This window comes from Streptomyces noursei (genome assembly GCF_001646665.1).
GTDB classification, from domain to species: Bacteria; Actinomycetota; Actinomycetes; order Streptomycetales; family Streptomycetaceae; genus Streptomyces; species Streptomyces lavendulocolor.
In genome coordinates, this window is sequence record NZ_LWBU01000158.1 from 166,910 (window position 1) to 185,521 (window position 18,612).

At 74.3% G+C, this 18,612-nt stretch carries 17 protein-coding genes; 15 read left to right on the forward strand and 2 right to left on the reverse strand.

Annotation, left to right across the window (positions count from 1 at the left end; genetic code table 11):
• The first annotated feature begins 109 nt into the window (after positions 1-109).
• The 3 genes from A4V12_RS12845 to A4V12_RS12855 are packed head-to-tail and all read left to right on the forward strand — an operon-like array spanning position 110 to position 2,824.
• Positions 110-394, forward strand: coding sequence for an acyl carrier protein (locus A4V12_RS12845; RefSeq protein WP_064069436.1), 285 nt, complete (start codon positions 110-112; stop codon positions 392-394).
• A complete protein-coding gene (locus tag A4V12_RS12850) occupies positions 387-1,613 on the forward strand; it encodes a beta-ketoacyl-[acyl-carrier-protein] synthase family protein (RefSeq protein ID WP_064069437.1) in 1,227 nt (408 codons plus the stop codon). The genes A4V12_RS12845 and A4V12_RS12850 overlap by 8 nt, the downstream gene beginning before the upstream one ends.
• Positions 1,610-2,824: a beta-ketoacyl synthase N-terminal-like domain-containing protein gene (locus tag A4V12_RS12855; protein WP_234372164.1), complete on the forward strand. Its 1,215-nt coding sequence runs from the start codon at positions 1,610-1,612 to the stop codon at positions 2,822-2,824. Before A4V12_RS12850 ends, A4V12_RS12855 begins: the two co-directional genes overlap by 4 nt.
• Before the next feature lie 106 nt (positions 2,825-2,930).
• Here A4V12_RS12855 and A4V12_RS12860 read toward each other — a convergent pair whose 3' ends face one another.
• Entirely contained in the window at positions 2,931-3,800 is an 870-nt protein-coding gene (locus A4V12_RS12860; RefSeq protein ID WP_159028866.1) for a UbiA family prenyltransferase, read from the reverse strand.
• A 600-nt stretch (positions 3,801-4,400) separates the two neighbouring features.
• Here A4V12_RS12860 and A4V12_RS12865 point away from each other — a divergent pair.
• From A4V12_RS12865 to A4V12_RS12875, 3 genes are all read left to right on the forward strand, one after another.
• Positions 4,401-5,156 (forward strand): 4'-phosphopantetheinyl transferase family protein, encoded by a 756-nt coding sequence (locus tag A4V12_RS12865; protein ID WP_064069438.1) that lies wholly within the window; start codon positions 4,401-4,403, stop codon positions 5,154-5,156.
• 177 nt (positions 5,157-5,333) lie between these two features.
• Entirely contained in the window at positions 5,334-6,398 is a 1,065-nt protein-coding gene (locus A4V12_RS12870) for a sensor histidine kinase (RefSeq protein ID WP_079137009.1), read from the forward strand.
• Positions 6,373-7,056, forward strand: a complete 684-nt coding sequence (locus A4V12_RS12875; RefSeq protein ID WP_234372165.1) for a response regulator — start codon at positions 6,373-6,375, stop codon at positions 7,054-7,056. The genes A4V12_RS12870 and A4V12_RS12875 overlap by 26 nt, the downstream gene beginning before the upstream one ends.
• Positions 7,057-7,158: 102 nt before the next feature.
• On the opposite strand, the gene A4V12_RS12880 is transcribed toward A4V12_RS12875, so the two are convergent.
• Positions 7,159-8,559 carry a PLP-dependent aminotransferase family protein gene (locus tag A4V12_RS12880; protein WP_064069439.1) on the reverse strand — a complete coding sequence of 467 codons (1,401 nt, stop codon included), beginning with the start codon at positions 8,557-8,559 and terminating at the stop codon, positions 7,159-7,161.
• Between the two features lie 112 nt (positions 8,560-8,671).
• Between A4V12_RS12880 and A4V12_RS12885 the strand changes: the two genes are divergently transcribed.
• The 9 genes from A4V12_RS12885 to A4V12_RS12925 all read left to right on the forward strand — a co-directional run bounded on the left by A4V12_RS12885 (position 8,672) and on the right by A4V12_RS12925 (position 18,587).
• Positions 8,672-10,003: a nucleotide sugar dehydrogenase gene (locus tag A4V12_RS12885; protein ID WP_159028867.1), complete on the forward strand. Its 1,332-nt coding sequence runs from the start codon at positions 8,672-8,674 to the stop codon at positions 10,001-10,003.
• Positions 10,003-11,061 carry an anthranilate phosphoribosyltransferase gene (trpD, locus tag A4V12_RS12890; RefSeq protein WP_064069440.1) on the forward strand — a complete coding sequence of 353 codons (1,059 nt, stop codon included), beginning with the start codon at positions 10,003-10,005 and terminating at the stop codon, positions 11,059-11,061. Before A4V12_RS12885 ends, trpD begins: the two co-directional genes overlap by 1 nt.
• Positions 11,062-11,165: 104 nt before the next feature.
• The gene (locus tag A4V12_RS12895; RefSeq protein ID WP_064069441.1) at positions 11,166-11,957 is read left to right on the forward strand and encodes an indole-3-glycerol phosphate synthase TrpC; all 792 of its coding nucleotides are present in this window, start codon (positions 11,166-11,168) and stop codon (positions 11,955-11,957) included.
• Positions 11,954-13,141: a tryptophan synthase subunit beta gene (gene trpB, locus A4V12_RS12900; RefSeq protein ID WP_064069442.1), complete on the forward strand. Its 1,188-nt coding sequence runs from the start codon at positions 11,954-11,956 to the stop codon at positions 13,139-13,141. Before A4V12_RS12895 ends, trpB begins: the two co-directional genes overlap by 4 nt.
• On the forward strand, positions 13,138-13,938 hold the full coding sequence (gene trpA, locus A4V12_RS12905) for a tryptophan synthase subunit alpha (protein WP_064069443.1): 801 nt from the start codon (positions 13,138-13,140) through the stop codon (positions 13,936-13,938). The genes trpB and trpA overlap by 4 nt, the downstream gene beginning before the upstream one ends.
• The gene (locus tag A4V12_RS12910) at positions 13,935-15,101 is read left to right on the forward strand and encodes a DegT/DnrJ/EryC1/StrS family aminotransferase (RefSeq protein WP_064069444.1); all 1,167 of its coding nucleotides are present in this window, start codon (positions 13,935-13,937) and stop codon (positions 15,099-15,101) included. Before trpA ends, A4V12_RS12910 begins: the two co-directional genes overlap by 4 nt.
• Positions 15,098-16,261: a DegT/DnrJ/EryC1/StrS family aminotransferase gene (locus A4V12_RS12915; RefSeq protein WP_064069445.1), complete on the forward strand. Its 1,164-nt coding sequence runs from the start codon at positions 15,098-15,100 to the stop codon at positions 16,259-16,261. The genes A4V12_RS12910 and A4V12_RS12915 overlap by 4 nt, the downstream gene beginning before the upstream one ends.
• 6 nt (positions 16,262-16,267) lie before the next feature.
• Positions 16,268-17,188 (forward strand): sugar phosphate isomerase/epimerase family protein, encoded by a 921-nt coding sequence (locus A4V12_RS12920; protein WP_064069446.1) that lies wholly within the window; start codon positions 16,268-16,270, stop codon positions 17,186-17,188.
• Entirely contained in the window at positions 17,181-18,587 is a 1,407-nt protein-coding gene (locus A4V12_RS12925) for a M20/M25/M40 family metallo-hydrolase (protein WP_234372166.1), read from the forward strand. Before A4V12_RS12920 ends, A4V12_RS12925 begins: the two co-directional genes overlap by 8 nt.
• The last annotated feature ends 25 nt before the right edge of the window (positions 18,588-18,612 follow it).

Here is an 18,612-nt window from a genome sequence, read left to right on the forward strand (position 1 = left end):
CTTTGGAAAGGGGGCGTACTCCTTTGGTCATTACCTCTTGTTGCGCTCCGTCGCGGCCTCCTAGTTTTGCCGTCGTCGCTCAAGGCGGCCCAACGGAGGGAAACGAGAAATGACGCAGCAGCAGAACGCCGGCTTCGACGCTTCGTACTACCAGGAAAAGATCTCCGAGATCGTCACCGAGGAACTGGAACTGGAGCCCGGTGAGCTCACCGTGTCGGGCGACTTCATCGAGGACTACGACGGTGACTCGCTCGCCCTCATCACGGTGGTCTCCCGGATCGAGAAGGAGCTGGGCGTGGCGCTGCCCAAGGAGGGCCTGGAGGAGCTCAAGACCCTCGGCCACCTCCTGGACGCGGTGTACGCCAAGCTGACGGAGGCGCTGCAGTATGCCTGAGCGCCGACCTGGGCGCCGGGTCGTCATCACCGGTCTCGGCGCTGTGAGCAGCGTCGGGATCGGGGTGGCGGACTTCACCGCCGCCATCCGGGCCGGTGCCAGCGGCATCAGCCCCATCCGGTCCTTCGACACCACCGGGTTCCCCTACGTGCGCGGCGGCGAGGTGCACGACTTCGAGCCGCGCGACATCCTGCGCGCCATCCGGCCCGAGCAGTGGGGCCGCAGCGGACTGCTCGCGGCCGCCGCCTCGCGGCTCGCCGTGGAGGACGCGGCGCTCGACCCCGGCCTGCTGTCCCGTTCCCGCGCCGGCTCCGTCATGGGCACCACCAGCGGCGAGTCCGCGGTGCTCCAGGACCTCAGCGAGCAGTGGGTCGGCGACGGGCTGAAGAGCATCGACCCCGGCCTCGTCACCCAGCTCCCCGCCGGCCGCATCGCGGCCGCCGTCAACAGCGAACTCGGACTCACCGGTGACGCGCTGACCATCCCCACCGCCTGTTCGGCCAGCAACTACGCCCTGGGACACGCCTTCGACCTGGTCCGCAGCGGCGAGGCCGACCTCATGCTGGCGGGCGGCGCCGACGCGGTGAACCGGCTCACCCACGCGGGCTTCTACCAGCTGGGCGCCATGGCCGAGGAGGTCCCGCGCCCCTTCGACACCCACCGCGAGGGCATCCTCGCGGGCGAGGGCGGCGCCGCGCTGCTCCTCGAACCGCTGGACCACGCCCTGGCGCGCGGCGCCCGGATCTACGCCGAGGTGCTGGGCTCCTGGGCGAACTGCGACGCCCACCACATGGTCCACCCGGACTCGGCGTCCATCGCCCAGTGCATCAGGGACGCCCACGCGGCGGCCGGGGTGACGCCGGACCAGATCGACTACGTCTGCGCCCACGGCACCGGCACGCCGACCAACGACGCCACCGAGGTCCAGGCGGTCCGCGAGGTGTTCGGGGACCGGCTGCCGCCGGTCAGCTCCATCAAGTCGATGATCGGCCACACCATGGGCGCGGCCAGCGGCTTCGGCGCGGTCATCTGCTGCAAGGCCATCGAAGAGGGCTTCCTGCCGCCGACCGCCAACGTGGTGGAGGTCGACCCGGCCCTCGGGCCCGGCCTCGACCCGGTGCCGGGCACGGCGCGCGAGGCCCGGGTGGACATCGTGCAGAACCACGGCTTCGCCTTCGGCGGCAACAACGTCATCACCATCCTGGGGAGGGTCTCGTGACCACGCTGGCTCCGGAGGCGGGCACGGCGGCCGGTACCGCCCGGCCGGACACGCTTCCCGCGACGGTACGGCCGGACCTCCCGGCCGTACGCCCCCTGGTCGTCACCGGCCACGGCGTGGTCTCCGCCGCCGGGTACGGGCTGGCGCCGCTCGGCGACCTGCTGGCCGGCGGCGGCCCCGGGCACACCGGTCCGCAGGGCCCGGACGCCGCGGACTACCCGCCGATCGCGGTGCGTTCGGTGCCCGGGTTCCGGCTCGCGGACCACCTCGGGCGCAAGGGCACCCGCAACCTGGACCGGCTCACCGGGCTCGGCCTGGTGGCCTGCAAGGAGGCGCTGCTGGGCCTGGCGGACGCCGGGGCCGCGGTCTCCGAGGAGGAGAGCGGGCGCACCGGCGTGGTCATGGCGACCAACACCGGCTCGGTGCAGAGCCTGAGCGACCTCGCCCGGGACACGCTGGTGCAGGACGCCCCGTACATGGTCAACCCCGGCCGCTTCCCGAACACGGTGATGAACTGCCTCGCCGGCCAGATGGCCATCCGGTACGGGCTGCGCGGCCTCAACGCCACGGTCGCGGGCGGCCGGCTGTCGGGGCTGTTCGCCTTCCGGCACGCCAGGATCGCGCTGGACCAGGGCCGCGCCGAACGGCTCCTCGTGGGCGGTACGGAGGAGCTGAGCGCTCCCGCCGCCTGGGCGTGGCACCGCACCGGGGCCCTGTCCGAGCGGGGTGCCATCGGCGAGGGCAGCGCCCTGTTCATGGTCGAGGACGCCGAGCGGGCGGCCGCCCGCGGGCACACCCCGCTCGCGGAACTGCTCGCCTGCGAGGTCGGGTTCTACGGCGCGGGAGCCGGACGGCACTCACTGGCGTCGGGCCTCGCCGCGTGCGTGGAGCGCGCGCTGGTGCGCAGCGGCGTCACGGCCGCCCACATCGGCACCGTGGCGCTGGGCGCGACGCACCACGTGGGCCTGGAGCGCATCGAGGAACGGGCGGTGCGCGCGGTGCTCGGCGCGGTGCCCGGCGCCGTGCGGATCGCCGACGCGCTCGGCGAGACGTACAGCGCGGCCGGCGCCTTCCAGGTCGCCGCCGTCCTGGCCGGGTGGCGGCGCGATCCGGCCGCCGCGGGCACGGTGCCGCGCGTCGCGCTGGTCACCTCCGTGGGACAGGACGGGAACGCCGGGGCCCTGGTGCTCCGGGACGTCCCCCGGGGCTGAGCCCCGCCACGACGTGCCGCCGCGTCCGTCCCCCGCGCGCGGCGGCACCCGAGGGCCGGCCGGTCACCTCCCCCTGACCGGCCGGCCCTCCGTACCGCCCCGTGCGTCAGACGACGGCCTGGCCGAGGAGCGCCGCGTGGGCGAGGTGCTGCGTCAGCATGAACAGCCGGTACGGCCGGCGGCGCGCCCCCGGCGAGCCGGAGCCGCCCCGCAGGGTCACCGCGGCCACCGCGGCGCCGCCCGCCAGGACGACCAGAGCCGTCGCCAGCAGGGCGGGCGCCCACAGCAGGGCCGCGCCGGTGAAGCCGAGGCCGACGGTGAGCGCCCCCGCGGCGACGAGGGCCCGGGTGCGGCGCTCGCCGAGGGTGACGGCCCAGGTGCGGCGGCCGACGGCGGTGTCGCCGGCGATGTCGGAGAGGTCCTTGGCGACCGCGCCGACCAGCGCCATCCACAGCGACATGGCGACGCTCACCACGAGCAGGGTGGGCACGTGCGGCGGTACGCCGAGCGCGACGGGCCCCGCGCAGTAGGTCAGCAGACCGGAGAACAGGACGGTGCCCATCGCACGGGAGGTGCGGTTCTTCCAGGCGGTGCCCGGCGCCGAGTAGGCGTGCCCGAGCAGCAGCAGCACGGCGCACAGCAGCAGGGTGCCGAGGCCGGCGAGCGCCGCCGACACGAGCGCGGCGCACAGGGCGCCGCGGGCGACGGCGAGTGCCGTGTCCAGCGGGAGCCGGCCGCCGGCTATGGGTCTTCGGGACCCGTTGACCCGGTCCTCCCGCACGTCCGTGCAGCCGTTGTAGAGGTACGTGTAGAAGATGGCGCAGAACCAGGAGAACGCGCCGAGCAATACCGGGAGAACCGGTAGCGAGGTGCTGATCGGGGCCGCCGGGACGGCGAGCGCGACACCGGCCGAATAACGGAGCTGGAACGCCATCAGAACCGCTGGGCGCGATTCCTTGAGACTTAGCCTGAGCATTTCGGGAATGCTGGAGAGGGATCCAGTGGACGTCGTCGTCACGGTCGGGAATCGCGTCGTCACATTCGGCATGCTCCGGAGTCTAGGCAGGCTCGAGCGGTCCTCGCTGCTGGGCGAATGTGCCACTGATGCCTCCAAGGAGGTATGGACCACGCGCCAGTGAAGTGGTGCGCCTCCCGGACCCCTGAAGGGCCGTTCCCCCGCCGTGCGCGGCGGGGGAACGGCCCTTCGTCGTGCCCGCGCGCATGCCGTTCGCGTATGCGATTCCAGGCTTGCCTCCTGACCGTGCCGTCCGGTCGTGCCAACGGCATGTGCCGCGCACCGCGTCGGCCGGCGCGCGGTGCCGTCCGGCGGGGTGGCGCGCGGTGCCGTCCGGCGGGCGGCGCGTGGCGCACGGACGCGGGTGGGGTGGGGGCAGTGGTACGCCGGGCGGTGGCGCGAGTGGTCCGGGCCGGTACGCCGGACCGGAGCGGAAGTGGCCCGGTCGCCCGCCCGCCGCGGGAGGTTGACTTCCGGACAGGCGGGTGCCGGTCCCCGGTACCCCGCTTCCCGTGAAGGGCCGTTGGCAGCCCTGGTCCCCACCGACCCCGGGAAGCCTCCGTGCGTACATCCCTTTCCCCGGCCCCGCGCGCCCTCGTCCTCGGATCCCGAGAGATCCACGTCTGGTCGGTCGCGCTCCGCCACGTCCCCGTCGAGGCCGCCGGCGACGTCCTCGACCCCCAAGAACGCGCCCGTGCGGCGCGGATACGCCACCGGACCGGCCGGTGGCGCTACCTGACCGCGCACCTCGCGCTGCGCACCCTGCTCGCCGGATACCTGGGCGTCGCCCCCGAGCGGCCCCGCTTCACCCGCCGCTGCCCCGAACCGGAGGTGTGCGGCGACTGCGGGGCCGGGCGGCCGGTCCTGCTGCCCGGCCCCTGGCCGCACCTGGAGTTCAGCCTCTCCCACTCCGGCACGGCGGCCCTGGTGGGCCTGTGCCGGGCGCCGGTCGCGGTCGGCGTGGACGTCGAACGGATCCGGCCGGCCTTCGACTGGAGCCGGCTGCCCGACGTCGGGCCGCTCGGCCGGCTCGCCGGCTTCCGCACCTGGACCGCGATCGAGGCGGTCGGCAAGGCGGCCGGGACCGGGCTGCGCGACCCGGTGACGGTGGGCCCCCCGGGCGCCGGGGGAGTGCGCCGCGCCCGAAGACCGGGTGACGGCTCCGACTGGTACGTGCACGAGGCCGGCTGCCCCGACGGGTACGCCGGATCCGTCGCCACCCGCATGCCGGACGCTGCTGTGCGCTCCTTCCGGTGGCCTCCGCCCGGCGTACCGCTGCCGGACCCATCGGTGATTCTTCAACCATCGGGATCGTAAATGCGCCACCGCACGCGGTAGTTCAGGATGTGGGACGCCCCGGTCGCCGTGTTGACACCCCCATAACCCCTTGGTGATGATCCCTGGGATAGAGCTCAGGGGGAGTGGGGGTGAGCTCCAGTGGCATATCCGATCTCAACGGAGTCCGGGCCACACGTTTCGGTCGCCGAAGAATTCTTGGGTCGTACACCCGAACTGCTGAAGGAGTACCGGGAACGCCTCGAAGGGATCAAGAGCCCGCTCGTCGCGGAGGACGCCGCCTGGGAGAGCTGCGCGCTCCAGGCGAGGCGGATCATCCGCGACTGCGCCGACAGCCTCCACCGCGATCGGGTGGAGGTCCGCGGTTCGCTGATCCAGCAGGTGGAGAGCCTGGGCATGCAACGCGCCACGCAGGGCATCTACGGCGTGCACTCCATCCGCGCGGGAGTCATCCTCTTCGACCTCGTCTTCGACGCGCTCGCCGAGACGGTGGCGGCCGTGCCCTCCGAGGTCGGCCGGTTCCGGGCCGGGGTCCGCGCCCTCCAGAAGGGCATCGGCGACCGCCTGGAGGCGGGCGCGCTCGGCCACGACACCTACCTGCTCAACACGGTCCGGGAAGTGAACGCGGCGGGGCAGCGCCAGCTCGCCCGTGAGATCCACGACCACCTCGGCAACCATGTGAACCTCGCCCTGCGCCAGCTGGAACTGCACGAACTGGACCTGGACCTGCGGCCCGAGGACGCGGCGGCACGGCTCGCCGCGGTGAAGAACACCCTGACCGAGTCGCTCGGCATCATCCGCGACCTGGTCACCCAGCTGCGCCGCGCCGAGCACGAGGGCACCCTCCAGTCGGCGTTCACCGCGTTCCTGGAGTCCATGGAGATCACCGAGCCCGAGGTGCGGGTCCAGGTCAACGGCAGCGAGGAGTGGGCCACCCAGCCCGTGCTCGACGAGGTCTTCCTCGTCGTACGGGAGTGCCTGCGCAACTCCCTCGCGCACGCGGACGCCGATCACGTCCTCGCGGTCGTGGACATCGCCCCGTACGGCGTGCACGCGCTGATCGAGGACGACGGCCGGGGGTTCGACGCCTCGGCCGTGGCCACCGCGGGCCGCGCCAACGGGGTCGCCTCGGCCACCGAACGGGTCGAACTGCTCGGCGGAACGATCCTGTTCGCCAGCGACCCGGTGGCCGGCGGCACCCGGGTCACCATCACCATCCCCCTGCTGGATCCCCCGGGTGAGCCCGCTGACTCCGCGACCTGACCCGATCCGCATCCTCGCGGCCGACGACCACACCCTCCTGCGGACCGCGCTGTGCGAGCTGCTGAACGCGGAACGGGACCTGGAGGTCGTCGCCGAGGCGAGCAGCGGTCGCGGACTGACCGAACTCGTCGAACGGCACCGGCCCCACGTCGTCCTCCTCGACGTGGAGATGCCGCACAACCACCCCAAGACCACGGTCCGCAAGCTCCTGGAGCACTCGCCGGACCTGCGGATCATCATCCTCACCATGTTCGACGACCCGCCGCTGGTGCAGGAGTTGCTCCAGCTGGGCGCGCGCGGCTACCTGCACAAGAGCGTCCCGCGCGGAGCCCTGCTCACCGCCATCCGCAACGCCGCCACGGACGAGGACCAGGTCACCATCTCGGTGCCCCGGGGCACCTTCACCGCGGGCGGCGACATGGGGCGCGACCAGAGCCCCGGCCCGGTGTCGCCGCGCGAGCGGGAAGTGCTGGCGTGCGTCGCCGAGGCGATGAGCAACCGGCAGATCGCGGTGCGGCTCGGCATCACCGAGGGCACGGTCAAGCGCCACCTGCGCAACATCTTCGACAAGCTGGACGCGGTCTCGCGCATCGACGCCGTCAACAAGGCGATGGCCAAGAACCTCATCCCCGCGCCCCGCGGCCGCTCCCTCCACTGACCCGGCCCCGCGGCGTCCTGGGCCCGCGGCGCCCCGGCCCCGCACGGGCCCGGCACCGCGCCGGGCGGACCCGGCCGCCCGGCGGCCGGTCCCCGGCGGCGGTCAGCCCCTCTTCAGCTCCTCGTACGCCGCCCCGATCGCCGCGACCGCCTCCGATATGCCCGTCAGCGGCAGTGAGCCGTACCCGAGGAGCAGCCCCGGCCGGCCGGGCGGGCCGCCGAAGCGGAACTGCTGGCCGCCGCGGACCAGGACCGAGCGCCGCAGCGCCCCCTGGACCAGGGCGGCCTCGTCCGTCCCCGGGGGCAACAGGGCGTAGCTGTGCAGCCCGGCGGCCGAGCCGTTGAGGCGGGCGTCCGGCAGGTGCTCGCGCACGGCCGCGGCCAGCGCCTCGCTGCGGGAGCGGTAGCGGGAGCGGACCCGGCGCAGGTGCCGGTCGAGCAGCCCGCCGCGCATCAGGTCGGCGAACGCCAGCTGGGTCAGCGTGTCGGAGCCCTGGTCCTGGCGGGAACGGACCCGCTCCATCAGCGGGAACATCCGCGGCGGTATCGCCAGCCAGCCGAGCCGGAGCCCCGGCACCAGGACCTTGCTCGTGGTGCCCGCGTACACCACCCGCTCCGGATCGCCCTCCTGGAGCGCGGCGGGCCTCGCCTGGTGGTCGAACCAGAACTCGCCGTCGTAGTCGTCCTCGATCACCCACCCGTCGGTCTCCCGCGCCCAGCGCAGCAGCTCCTGCCGGCGGGCCGGGGAGAGGGTGACACCGGTGGGGAACTGGTGCGCCGGCGTGACCAGGACCGCCCGCGCCCCGGTACGGGCCAGCGCCTCGACGATCAGGCCCTCCTCGTCGACCGGCACCGGCACCGGGCGCATCCCCGTGTCCAGGATGAACCGGCGCTGGCCGTTGTGGCCCGGCTCCTCGATGGCCAGCTCGTGGATGCCCTGGTGCTGGAAGGAGGAACACAACAGGGCCAGGCCCTGCGCGAAGCCGGCCGTCACCATGATGTGGCCCGGCTCGGTGCGCACCGAGCGCACCCGGCCCAGATATCCGGCGAGTTCGTTGCGCAGCTCCGCGATCCCGGCCACCGGCGGGTAGTCCACACCGTCCCGGCCGACGTTCTGGAGCACCTTCGTGTAGGAGGTGAGCCACTCCTGGCGGGGGAAGTTCGACAGGTTGGCGATGCCCACGCGCAGGTCCCACCGCGCCTCCGGAGCCGGCCGCGGGTCCAGCAGCGAGGCCTCCCCGGCCCCCGCGGGCAGCTGGCGGGTGACGTGCGTACCGGAGCCGCGCACCGCGTCGAGGTACCCCTCGGCTATCAGCTGCTCGTACGCCTCGACCACCACGCTGCGCGAAAGCCCCAGGTCCTGGGCGAGTTGGCGGCTCGACGGCAGGCGTGCCCCGGGGTGCAGGACGCGGTCCTCGACCATGTCCTTGATCGCGTTCTGGAGCTGTGCGGTGAGCGGTACGACGGAGTCCCGGTCCACTTGCACCGACAAGTGCCAAGCCATCTGGTCTGCTCCGTCCCTCGCACAGTGGTCTGGGTGGTCCCCCTCGTCCACTGGCCTACTGGATCACACGCCAACGGTCCTTATTCATAGCAAACTTGAGGGGAGACCTCGAATGGCTGACGTACTTGCTCCGGCGCTGGTCCAGAAGGCCACCACGGGCCGCTTCGACCTCGCGGTCGAGAACCGGACCCTGCGGGTGGGGATCGTCGGACTCGGCTACACCGGCCTGCCGCTCGGCCTCGGATTCGCCACCGCCGGCTTCCACGTCCGCGGCCTCGACACCGACGCCGCGCGCACCGCACAGGTGGCCCGCGGCGAGTCCTACCTGCCGGACGTCCGCGACGCCGAACTGGCCGCCGCCGGCGACCGGTTGAGCGCCACCACGGAGCCCGGCGAACTCGCCGGCTGCGACGCCCTGATCATCTGCGTGCCCACCCCCGTCACCGGCGACCAGCAGGCCAACCTCGACTACGTCGAGTCCGCCATGGAGTCGGTGGCGCCGCTGCTGCGCCGCGGGATACTGCTGGTCGTGCAGTCCACGGTGCCACCGGGCACCACGGCCGCCGCCGTCGCCCGCATGGCGGAGGGCACCGGCCTGGAGCCGGGCCAGGACTTCCACGTGGCGATGGCGCCCGAGCGGGTCGACCCCGCCAACACCAACGGCTGGAACCTCTCCAACACCCCGAAGGTCGTCGGCGGCCTCACGCCCGAGTGCACCCGCCGCGCGGCGCTGCTGTTCGGCCAGGTCTGCGAGACGGTCGTACCGGTCTCCAGCCTGGAGGTCGCCGAGCTGGCCAAGGTCTTCGAGAACACCTTCCGCCTGGTCAACATCGGCCTGACGCTCGAACTGTCCGACCTGTGCCAGGAGCTGGACATCCCGGTCCGCGAGGTCATCGACGCGGCCTCCACCAAGCCCTACGGATTCCTCGCCCACTACCCGGGCCCGGGCGTCGGCGGCGAGTGCATCCCCGTCGACCCCCTGTTCCTGCGGGAGGCCGCCGCCCGCGCCGGCACCGACATGGCGCTGGTCGCCGCCGCCCACGAGCGGATAGAGCGGCGCCCGCGCCAGGTCGTCGAGCGGCTCGCGGACCTCCTGGACGCGCGCGGCGGCTCGCTGCGCGGCGCCAAGATCCTCATCGTCGGCGTCAGTTACAAGACGGGCGTCGCCGACCTGCGCAACGCCCCCGCCCTGGACATCGTGCGCGGCCTGCGCGCCGCCGGCGCCCAGGTCTCGTACCACGACCCGCTCGTGCGGGACCTGGTCGTCGACGGCGAACCGGTCACCGAGGCCGACTGGTCGGTCACCGAGCTGGCCCAGCAGGACGCCGCGGTCCTCGTCACCCCCGTACGCGGCCTGGAGGACGACCTGCTGTGGGGCGTGCCCCCGGTCGTCCTCGACACCCACAACCGGCTCGCGGCGGCCCGCAATGTGGCGGTGCTCTGATGGCGGCGGCCCTGCTCGCCACCCGCACGCTGGGTGCCGTCACCCGGGACGCGGTGGCCGGGCGCGAGGTGACGGAGGAGGCGGCCCGGGACGCCGTCGCGGAGCTGCTCGACGAGGCGACGGACCCGGTGGACGCGGCGGCCTTCCTGACGGCGGTGGCCGTCGGCGGGGCGACGCCCCGGCTGGTGGCGGCCGCGGTGCGTGCCGTGCTCGCGGTGGCCAGGCCGGTCGCCTGGACGGGCCCGGCGGTCGATGTCGTCGGCACCGGTGGTGACGGCAGCGACTCGGTCAACATCTCCACCCTCGCCGGGCTGATCGCCGCCTCGGCCGGGGCGACCGTCGCCAAGGCGGGCAACCGGGCCGCGACCTCGCAGTGCGGCAGCGCCGACGTGCTGGAGGCGCTGGGCATCGACATCGACCCCGGCGAGGACATCCCCCGGCACCTGGCCGAGCACCGGTTCGCGTTCCTGTTCGCCCCCGCGCTCCACCCGGCACTGCGCCGGCTCGCCCCGATCCGCCGCCGCCTCGGCTTCCGCACCCTGTTCAACCTCTCCGGGCCGCTCGCCAACCCGGTCCCGCTCACCGGCCGGCTCATCGGCACCGCCACCCGGCAGGACCAGGAGGTGCTGGCCGAGGCCGCCGCACTGCTCGGCCACCGCCGCACCTGGATCATCCAGGGCGCCGACGGCATGGACGAGCTGACCACCGCGGGGACCAGCCGGGTGCTGGCGGTGGACGGCGGGCGGATCACCTCCGCCCTGGTCGACCCCGCCCTGCTGCCGCTGCGCCCGGCCGGCCGCGGCGCCCTCGCGGGCGGCGACGCGCACCGCAACGCGGCCCTGTCCCGCGAGGTCCTCGCCGGCACCGCGCCGGGGCCGCTGCTGGACACCGTGCTGCTGAACGCGGCGGCCGTGCTCCACCTCGCGGGCCACGCCGACGGCCTGGAGGAGGGGCTGCGCCTCGCCCGCCGCGCCGTGGAGCACGGCGCACCGGCGCGGCTCGCCGAGCGGCTGGCCCACGAGAAGGACGCGGCCCGGAAACGGACGGCGGCGCTCTGAGCGACGCACCCGTACCGCGGTCCGCCCGGCGGCCCCCGCCCCCGCCACCGCCCGCCCCCACCCCCGACCCATCGCCCCACCACCGCAGGAAGGAGCCACGCGCCATGCACCTCGACGACATCATCGCCGCCAAGCGCGCCGCCTGGAGCGGCCCCCGCGCCGCCGACGCCGCGGCCCGCGGCCGGCTGCACCCCGCCGAGCCGGGCCGGTTCGCCGCCGCCCTCGGCGGCCCCGACGTCTCCGTGATCGCCGAGATCAAGCCCAAGTCGCCCTCGAAGGGGCGCCTGCTGGACCCCGAGCGGGCCGTGCCCACCGCACGTGCCTACGTCGCCGGCGGCGCCCGTGCCGTGTCCGTGCTCGGCGACACCCCCTACTTCGGGGGCTCGCCCGAGCTGGTCCGCACGGTCGCGGAACACCCCGACGTCACGGTCCCCGTCCTGTTCAAGGACTTCCTCGTCGACACCCGGCAGGTCCGGCTCGCCCACGACTGCGGCGCCGACGCCGTCCTCGTCATCGTCCGGGCCGTCGACGACGCGCTGCTGAAGGACCTGGTCCAGACGGCCCACGGACTGGGCATCGGCGCGCTCGTCGAGACCTTCTCGCAGGAGGAGGTCGACCGGGCCCTGACGGCCGGCGCCCGCATCGTCGGCATCAACAACCGCGACCTTCAGACCTTCGCCGTCGACCTGGACACCTCGGCCCGGCTGCGCCGCGACATCCCGCGCGGTGTCCTCACGGTCAGCGAGAGCGGCCTGTCCGGCCGCGCCGACATCGAACGCATCGCCGCGCACGGCTTCGACGCCGCGCTGATCGGCGAGTCCCTGCTCAGCAGTCCCGACCCCGGGGCCCAGGTGCGGTCCTGCGCCGGGGTCCCCATCCTGGAGGTGGCATCGTGAACGGCCGATTCGGCGAGTACGGCGGTCAGTTCGTCGCGGAGACCCTGGTGGGCCCGCTGGAGGAGCTGGAGGCCGAGTACCAGAAGGCCCTGGTGGACCCCGAGTTCACCGCGGAGCTGGACCGGCTGTTCAGGATGTTCGTCGGCCGGCCCACCCCGATCACCGAGCTGCACCGGCTCGGCACCACCGAGCACGGGGTCAAGCTCTGGCTGAAGCGGGAGGACCTCACCCACACCGGCGCCCACAAGATCAACAACTCGATCGGGCAGGCGCTCCTCGCCCACCGCCTCGGCAAGAAGCGCATCATCGCCGAGACCGGCGCCGGCCAGCACGGCGTGGCCGTCGCCGCCGCCTGCGCCTACCTCGGCCTCGACGCCACGGTCTACATGGGCCGCGTCGACGCCGAGCGGCAGGCCCCCAACCTCCAGCGCATGAAGCTGCTGGGCGCCAGGGTCGAGCTGGTCGACCTCGGCACCGCCACCCTCAAGGACGCCATCAACGCCGCGATCCGCGAGTGGATCGCCCACCCCGACACCACCCACTACCTGCTCGGCTCGGTCGTCGGACCGCACCCCTTCCCGACCATCGTGCGCGGCTTCCAGTCGGTCATCGGCCGCGAGGCGCGCGCCCAGTTCCTGGAGGAGAACGACCGGCTGCCGGACGCCGTCGTCGCCTGCGTCGGCGGCGGCTCCAACGCGGCGGGCATGTTCAGCGCCTTCCTGGACGACCCGGTCCGCCTGGTCGGCGTCCAGGCGGCCGGCGAGGGCAGGGGCGGCGAGGGCGGCCACGCGGCCCCGCTCCTCTACGGCGACCCGGGCGTCCTGCAGGGCACCCGCACCTACCTCCTCCAGGACGACGACGGCCAGATCCAGCTCACCCACTCCATCGCGCCCGGCCTGGACTACGCCGGCGTCGGCCCCGAGCACAGCCACTACAAGGACACCGGCAAGGTCGAGTACATCTCCGCCTCCGACGACGAGGCGCTGGACGCCTTCGCCGCCCTCAGCTCCCAGGAGGGCATCGTCCCCGCCCTGGAGTCCGCCCACGCCGTCGCCGGCGCCCTGAAGGTCGCCCGGGAGTACGAGTCCGGCGCCACCATCCTCGTCAACCTCTCCGGCCGCGGCGACAAGGACCTGACCTCCGCCATGGCCGCCCTCCAGCAGCGTGAGGAGACCACCCGATGAAGCGGCTCGAGCAGACCTTCGCGGACAACCGCATCAAGGGCGAGACCACCCTGGTCGCCTACATCACCTCCGGCTACCCGAGCCTCGGCGAGACCGTCGGACTGATCGCCGCCGCCGAGCAGGCCGGGGCCGACGTCATCGAACTGGGCGTCCCCTTCTCCGACCCCCTGGGCGACGGCCCGGTCATCCAGGCCACCGGACAGGCGGCGCTGGACACCGGCACCACCACCGCCGCCACGCTCGACGTGGTCGCCGAGGCCCGTGCCGCCGGCGTCGAGGCCCCCATCGTCCTCATGGGCTACTGCAACCCCTTCCTCCGCTACGGCCTCACCCAGCTCTACGACGACGCCCGGTCCGCGGGCGCCGACGGCTTCGTCGTCCCCGACCTGCCCACCCGCGAGGGCGCCGAGTGGCTGGCCAACGCCGAGGCCTCCGAACTCGGCCAGGTGTTCTTCGCCGCCCCCGGCAGCTCCACCGAGCGCATCGCCGAGTCCGCGGCCGCCTCCCGCGGCTTCCTGTACGTCCTCGCCGCCAACGGCGTCACCGGAGTGCGCTCCGAACTCGCCGACGGGATCGACTCCTACCTGGAGCGGGTCCGCTCGGTCAGCGGCGACACCCCGCTCGCCGTCGGGTTCGGCATCTCCCGGCCGGAGCACGTCGCCGCGCTGCACGGCAGGGCCGACGGCGTGATCGTGGGCAGCGCGCTGCTCCAGCGCATCGGCGCCGCCCGCGACGCGGCCGGCCGCCGCCGCGCCACCACCGAGCTGATCTCGTCCCTGAAGGCGGCCACCCGATGACCGAGACCACCACCGGGCGCCCCACCGACGACGGCCCGATCCCCTTCTTCAGCGGCGCTCGGTCCGTCCGCCGCGACTGGCCCCGGCTGGAGGCCAGGATCCGCCGGGTCGCAGCCTCCGGACGGTTCACCTCCGGGCCGGTCACCGCCGAGCTGGAGGCCGCCATCGCCGAACGCACCGGCGCCCGGCACGCGGTGGCCGTCGCCAACGGCACCGACGCGCTGGTCATCCTGCTCCGCGCGGCCGGCATCGGCCCGGGCGACGAGGTCATCGTCCCCGCCTACACCTTCTTCGCGACCGCGTCGGCGGTCCTGCACGTGGGCGCCGACCCGGTGCTCGTGGACGTGCTGCCCGGCTCGTACGCCATGGACCCCGAGCGGGCCGAGGCGGCGATCACCGAGCGCACCAGAGCGATCATGCCGGTGCACCTGTTCTCCCAGATGGCCGACATGGAGGTCCTCAAGGACCTGGCCGACCGGCACGGGCTGCTGCTCCTGGAGGACAGCGCCGAAGGCATCGACATGCGGGCCGCCGGGACCCACGCCGGCCTGTGGGGCAGCGGCGGGGTGCTCTCCTTCTTCCCCACCAAGACCCTCGGCTCCCTCGGCGACGCCGGCATGCTGCTCACCGACGACGACACCGTCGCCGCGCGGGCACGCCGCCTGCGCTGCCACGGGCAGGACACCGACGGCGCGTACGTCTACCACGAGATCGGCTACAACAGCCGCTGCGACGAGCTCCAGGCGGCGTTCCTGCTCCACCGGCTGGACCGGCTGAGCGAGGAGATCGAGCGGCGCGCCGAACTCGCCGCCCGCTACGACCGCCTCCTCGCCCCGCTCGCCCCGCACGTCACCACGCCCTGGATGGCGCCCGCCAAGTCGCCGAGCAACCAGGTGTACTACGTCTACCTCATCGAGTGCGACCGCCGTGACGAGCTCGTCGCGCACCTGGACGCGCACGGGGTGGGCACCGAGGCCTACTACCCGCGCCCGCTGACCGAGCAGCCGCTCCTCGCCCCGCTGGCCGGCTCCCGCCACCCGGTGCCGGTCGCCGCGGCCGCCGCCCGGCGCGCCCTGGCGCTGCCGCTCTACCCCGACCTCACCGACCGGGAGGCCGACCGCGTCGCCGCCCTCGTCCACGCCTTCTACGGAGCCACGTCGTGACCGCCAGCCCCGCCACCCCGCCCGCCGCGCCCGCGACCCCGGCCCCCGTCCCCTACGCCGACTGGTCCGCCCGCTTCGAGGACTGGACCGAGGACCTCGTCGAGGTCTTCCGCGAGGTCGCCGAGAGCGACGAGTTCATCCTCAAGTCCCGGGTGGAGCGCCTGGAGGCGGAGGTGGCCCGGCGCACCGGCGCGGCGCACGCCGTCGCCGTGGCCGGCGGGACCGGCGCCCTGACCGTGACGCTCGCCGCGCTGGGCATCGGCCCCGGCGACGAGGTCGTCACCCCCGCGTTCTCGTTCGTCTCCACGGCCTCCACCGTCGCCCTGCGCGGCGCGACCCCGGTCTTCGCCGACGTCGAGTACGACACCGCGATGCTCGACGTGGCCGCCACCGAGGCCGCCGTCACCGACCGCACCAGGGCCCTGCTGCCGGCGTACCTCTTCACCGAGTCCCCGAGGATGGGCGCCTTCGCCGCACTCGCCGCACGGCGCGGCCTGCACCTCGTCGAGGACAGCGCCGTCGCGCTCGGCGCCGAGGTCGACGGCCTGCCCGCCGGGCGGCACGGCACCGCCGGGGTGTACTCCTTCTTCCCCGCCAAGCCCGCCGGCGGCATCGGCGACGCCGGCATGATCGTCACCGACGACGCCGAACTGGCCCGGGTGGCGCGCATGCTGCGCAACCACGGCCAGCCGGCCGGCAAGCGCTTCCACCACGAACTGCTCGGCTTCAACTGCCGGATGGACGAGCTGACCGCCGGGTTCCTGCTGCGCAAGCTGCCCCACCTGGACCGGCTGCACGCCCGGCGCCGCGAGATCGCCGAGGTGTACGAGGAGGGGCTGCGCCCGCTCGCCCCGGTGGTGCTGCCGCCGCCCGCCGGATTCACCGGCCGCTCCGTCTACACGTACGTCATCCGCGCCCAGGAGCGCGACGCGCTCCGCGCCCACCTGGCGGCCGAGGGCATCGGGACCACCGTCTACTACCCCCGCCCCCTGCACCTCCAGCCCGCCTTCGCCCACCTCGGCCACCGGCCCGGCGACTTCCCGGTCGCCGAGCGGCTGTGCCGGGAGGCCCTCGCCCTGCCGCTCCACCCGGACATGGCACCCGGCGCCCCCGAGCGCGTCGTCGCGGCCGTCCGGCGCTTCTGCACGGCCGGGCGGTGACCGGCGATGACCACCGCGACCCCCGAGAGCGCCACCGGCCTGGCGCCCCTGCCGATCGGCCGCCTCTGCGGCATCGGCGACGAGGCCGCCCCCGACCTCACCACCCAGCTCGCCGTCCACCACGAACTGGGCATGACCGCACTGGAACTGCGCACACTCGACGGCCGGGGACTGCACGAGCTGGCCACCGGCGACGCCGCCGACCTGGCGCGCCGCACCATCGTCGCCGGGATGCGGGTCCCGGTCCTGGACACCCCGGTGGGCAGCTGGTCCACCACCGTCGCCACCGGCCTCGACGGCGAACTGGCCGTCCTGGAGCGGTCCGCCGAGGTCGCCGCGCTGTTCGGCTGCGACCGGCTGCGCGTGATGTCGTACCCCAACGACGGCCGGCCCGAGGGCGCGTGGCGCGAGGAGGCGCTGCGCCGGATGCGGGTCCTCACCCGGGAGGCGGAGCGGCTGGGCGTGACCCTGCTGCACGAGAACTGCCAGGGCTGGGCCGGGCAGGGCGCCGAGGAGACCCTCCGGATGCTGGAGGAGGTCGACAGCCCCCGGCTGCGGCTGCTGTTCGACACCGGCAACGGACTGGCGTACGGCTACGACCCGGTGGAGTTCCTGGGCCGCGTCCTGCCGTGGGTGGACCACGTCCACATCAAGGACGGCGTCGTACGCGCCGACGGCACCGCCGAGTTCACGATGCCCGGCGAGGGCACGGCCCGCCTCACCGAGTGCGTGCGCCTGCTGGAGGAGCACGGCTACCGCGGCGACTACAGCCTGGAGCCGCACCTTGCGCACATCCCGCACCTCGGCCTGGCCGGCGACCCGGCGGAACTGGCCGCCGGATACCGGGACTACGCCCGCCGCTTCGCCGCCCTGGTCGGCATGGACACCACCGCCCCCACCACCGAGAAGGAGACCCACCGTGCCTGAGCGGACACGGACACCGGACACGGGAACCGACCGGGCCGCCACCGACCGGACCGGCACCGGACGGACCGGCGAGGGCCGGACCGCCCCCGGCCCCGCCGGATCGGGCGGCGCCACCGGAGCCGGCGGCCTCACGGCGGCCGACGTGGAGTGGCTCACCGAGCTGATGGCCGTCGACACCGTCTCCCCCCTGGAGGGCGGCCCGCTGGACGGCGCGGCCCGCGCCCAGCGGGTGTTCCTCCGGGGCGCCCACGAGCGCGGCTTCCGCACCGTGCTGCACCAGGCCCCCGCCCCCGGGCTCCTGGAGCGCCCCGAGGTGCCGGCCCCGGTGCGCGACGCCGCCCGCCGCGACCTCGCCGGGTTCCTCGCCGGACAGCCGTCCGCCGTGGTCGCGCTGGGCTCCCCGCAGCCCGAGGAACGCCGCCTGGTCATCAACTTCCACATCGACACCGTCGGCCCGCACGTGGCCCCCCGGCTCGACGGCCGGATGCTCCACGGGCGCGGCGCGGTGGACGACAAGGGCCCCGGGATCGCCGCCGCCGCCGGGGTGGCCGCCGCGTTCGCCGAGGACCCCTCGCTCGCCGACCGCGTCGAGGTGCAGATCGCCTCCGTACCGGGCGAGGAGGGCGGCGCGATGGGCACCTACGGCACCCGCGCCCTCGTCGACGCCGGACTGACCGGCCGCCTGATGGTCTTCGCCGAACCGACCGGCGGCACCTTCATGGACGGCTGCACGGCCGCGATGACCCCGCGCATCACGGTGCGCGGCGAGGACTCCACCGACGACCACCCCGGCGACGGGCACAACGCGACCGTCCTGCTCGGCTTCATCGCGGACTTCCTCGCCCGCAAGCTCGGCCCGCTCGCCCACGGCATGGGGGCCAAGCTCTGCGTGTCCGGCCTGCACACCGGCCACGCCCACAACCGGGTGTACGGAGGCGGGCAGCTGCTGCTGAACATCGCCTACCCCGCCACCGAACAGGCCGAGCTGCTCGCCGCGTCGCTGGAGGTGCTGATCGAGGAGGCCCGCACCGAGTTCGCCCACCTGCACGCCCACGACCCGTTCAGCCGCCGCACCGTGCGCGACTGGCGGCGCATCGTCCGCCTCGACTGGCTCAAGCGCGGCCTGCCGACGCTCGACAACCGCGACCGGGAAGCCGAACCGATGCTCACCGGCGCCGGGTTCGCCCGGCACGACGGCCTCGCCGACGGCACGGCGTTCACCTGCGACGCGATCTGGGCGCCCGGCCCCGGACGGTACGTCGCCGTGTGCGGCCCCGGCCGCCTGGACGCCAACGGGGCGCACACCCCCGCCGAGCACGTCCACCTGGACGACCTCGACGACTACGCGCGGCGCGTGAAGGACCTGGTCCGCGCCTTCGCGGACCGTACGGCCCCATGACCCGGCACCACCGCACGGCCACCCC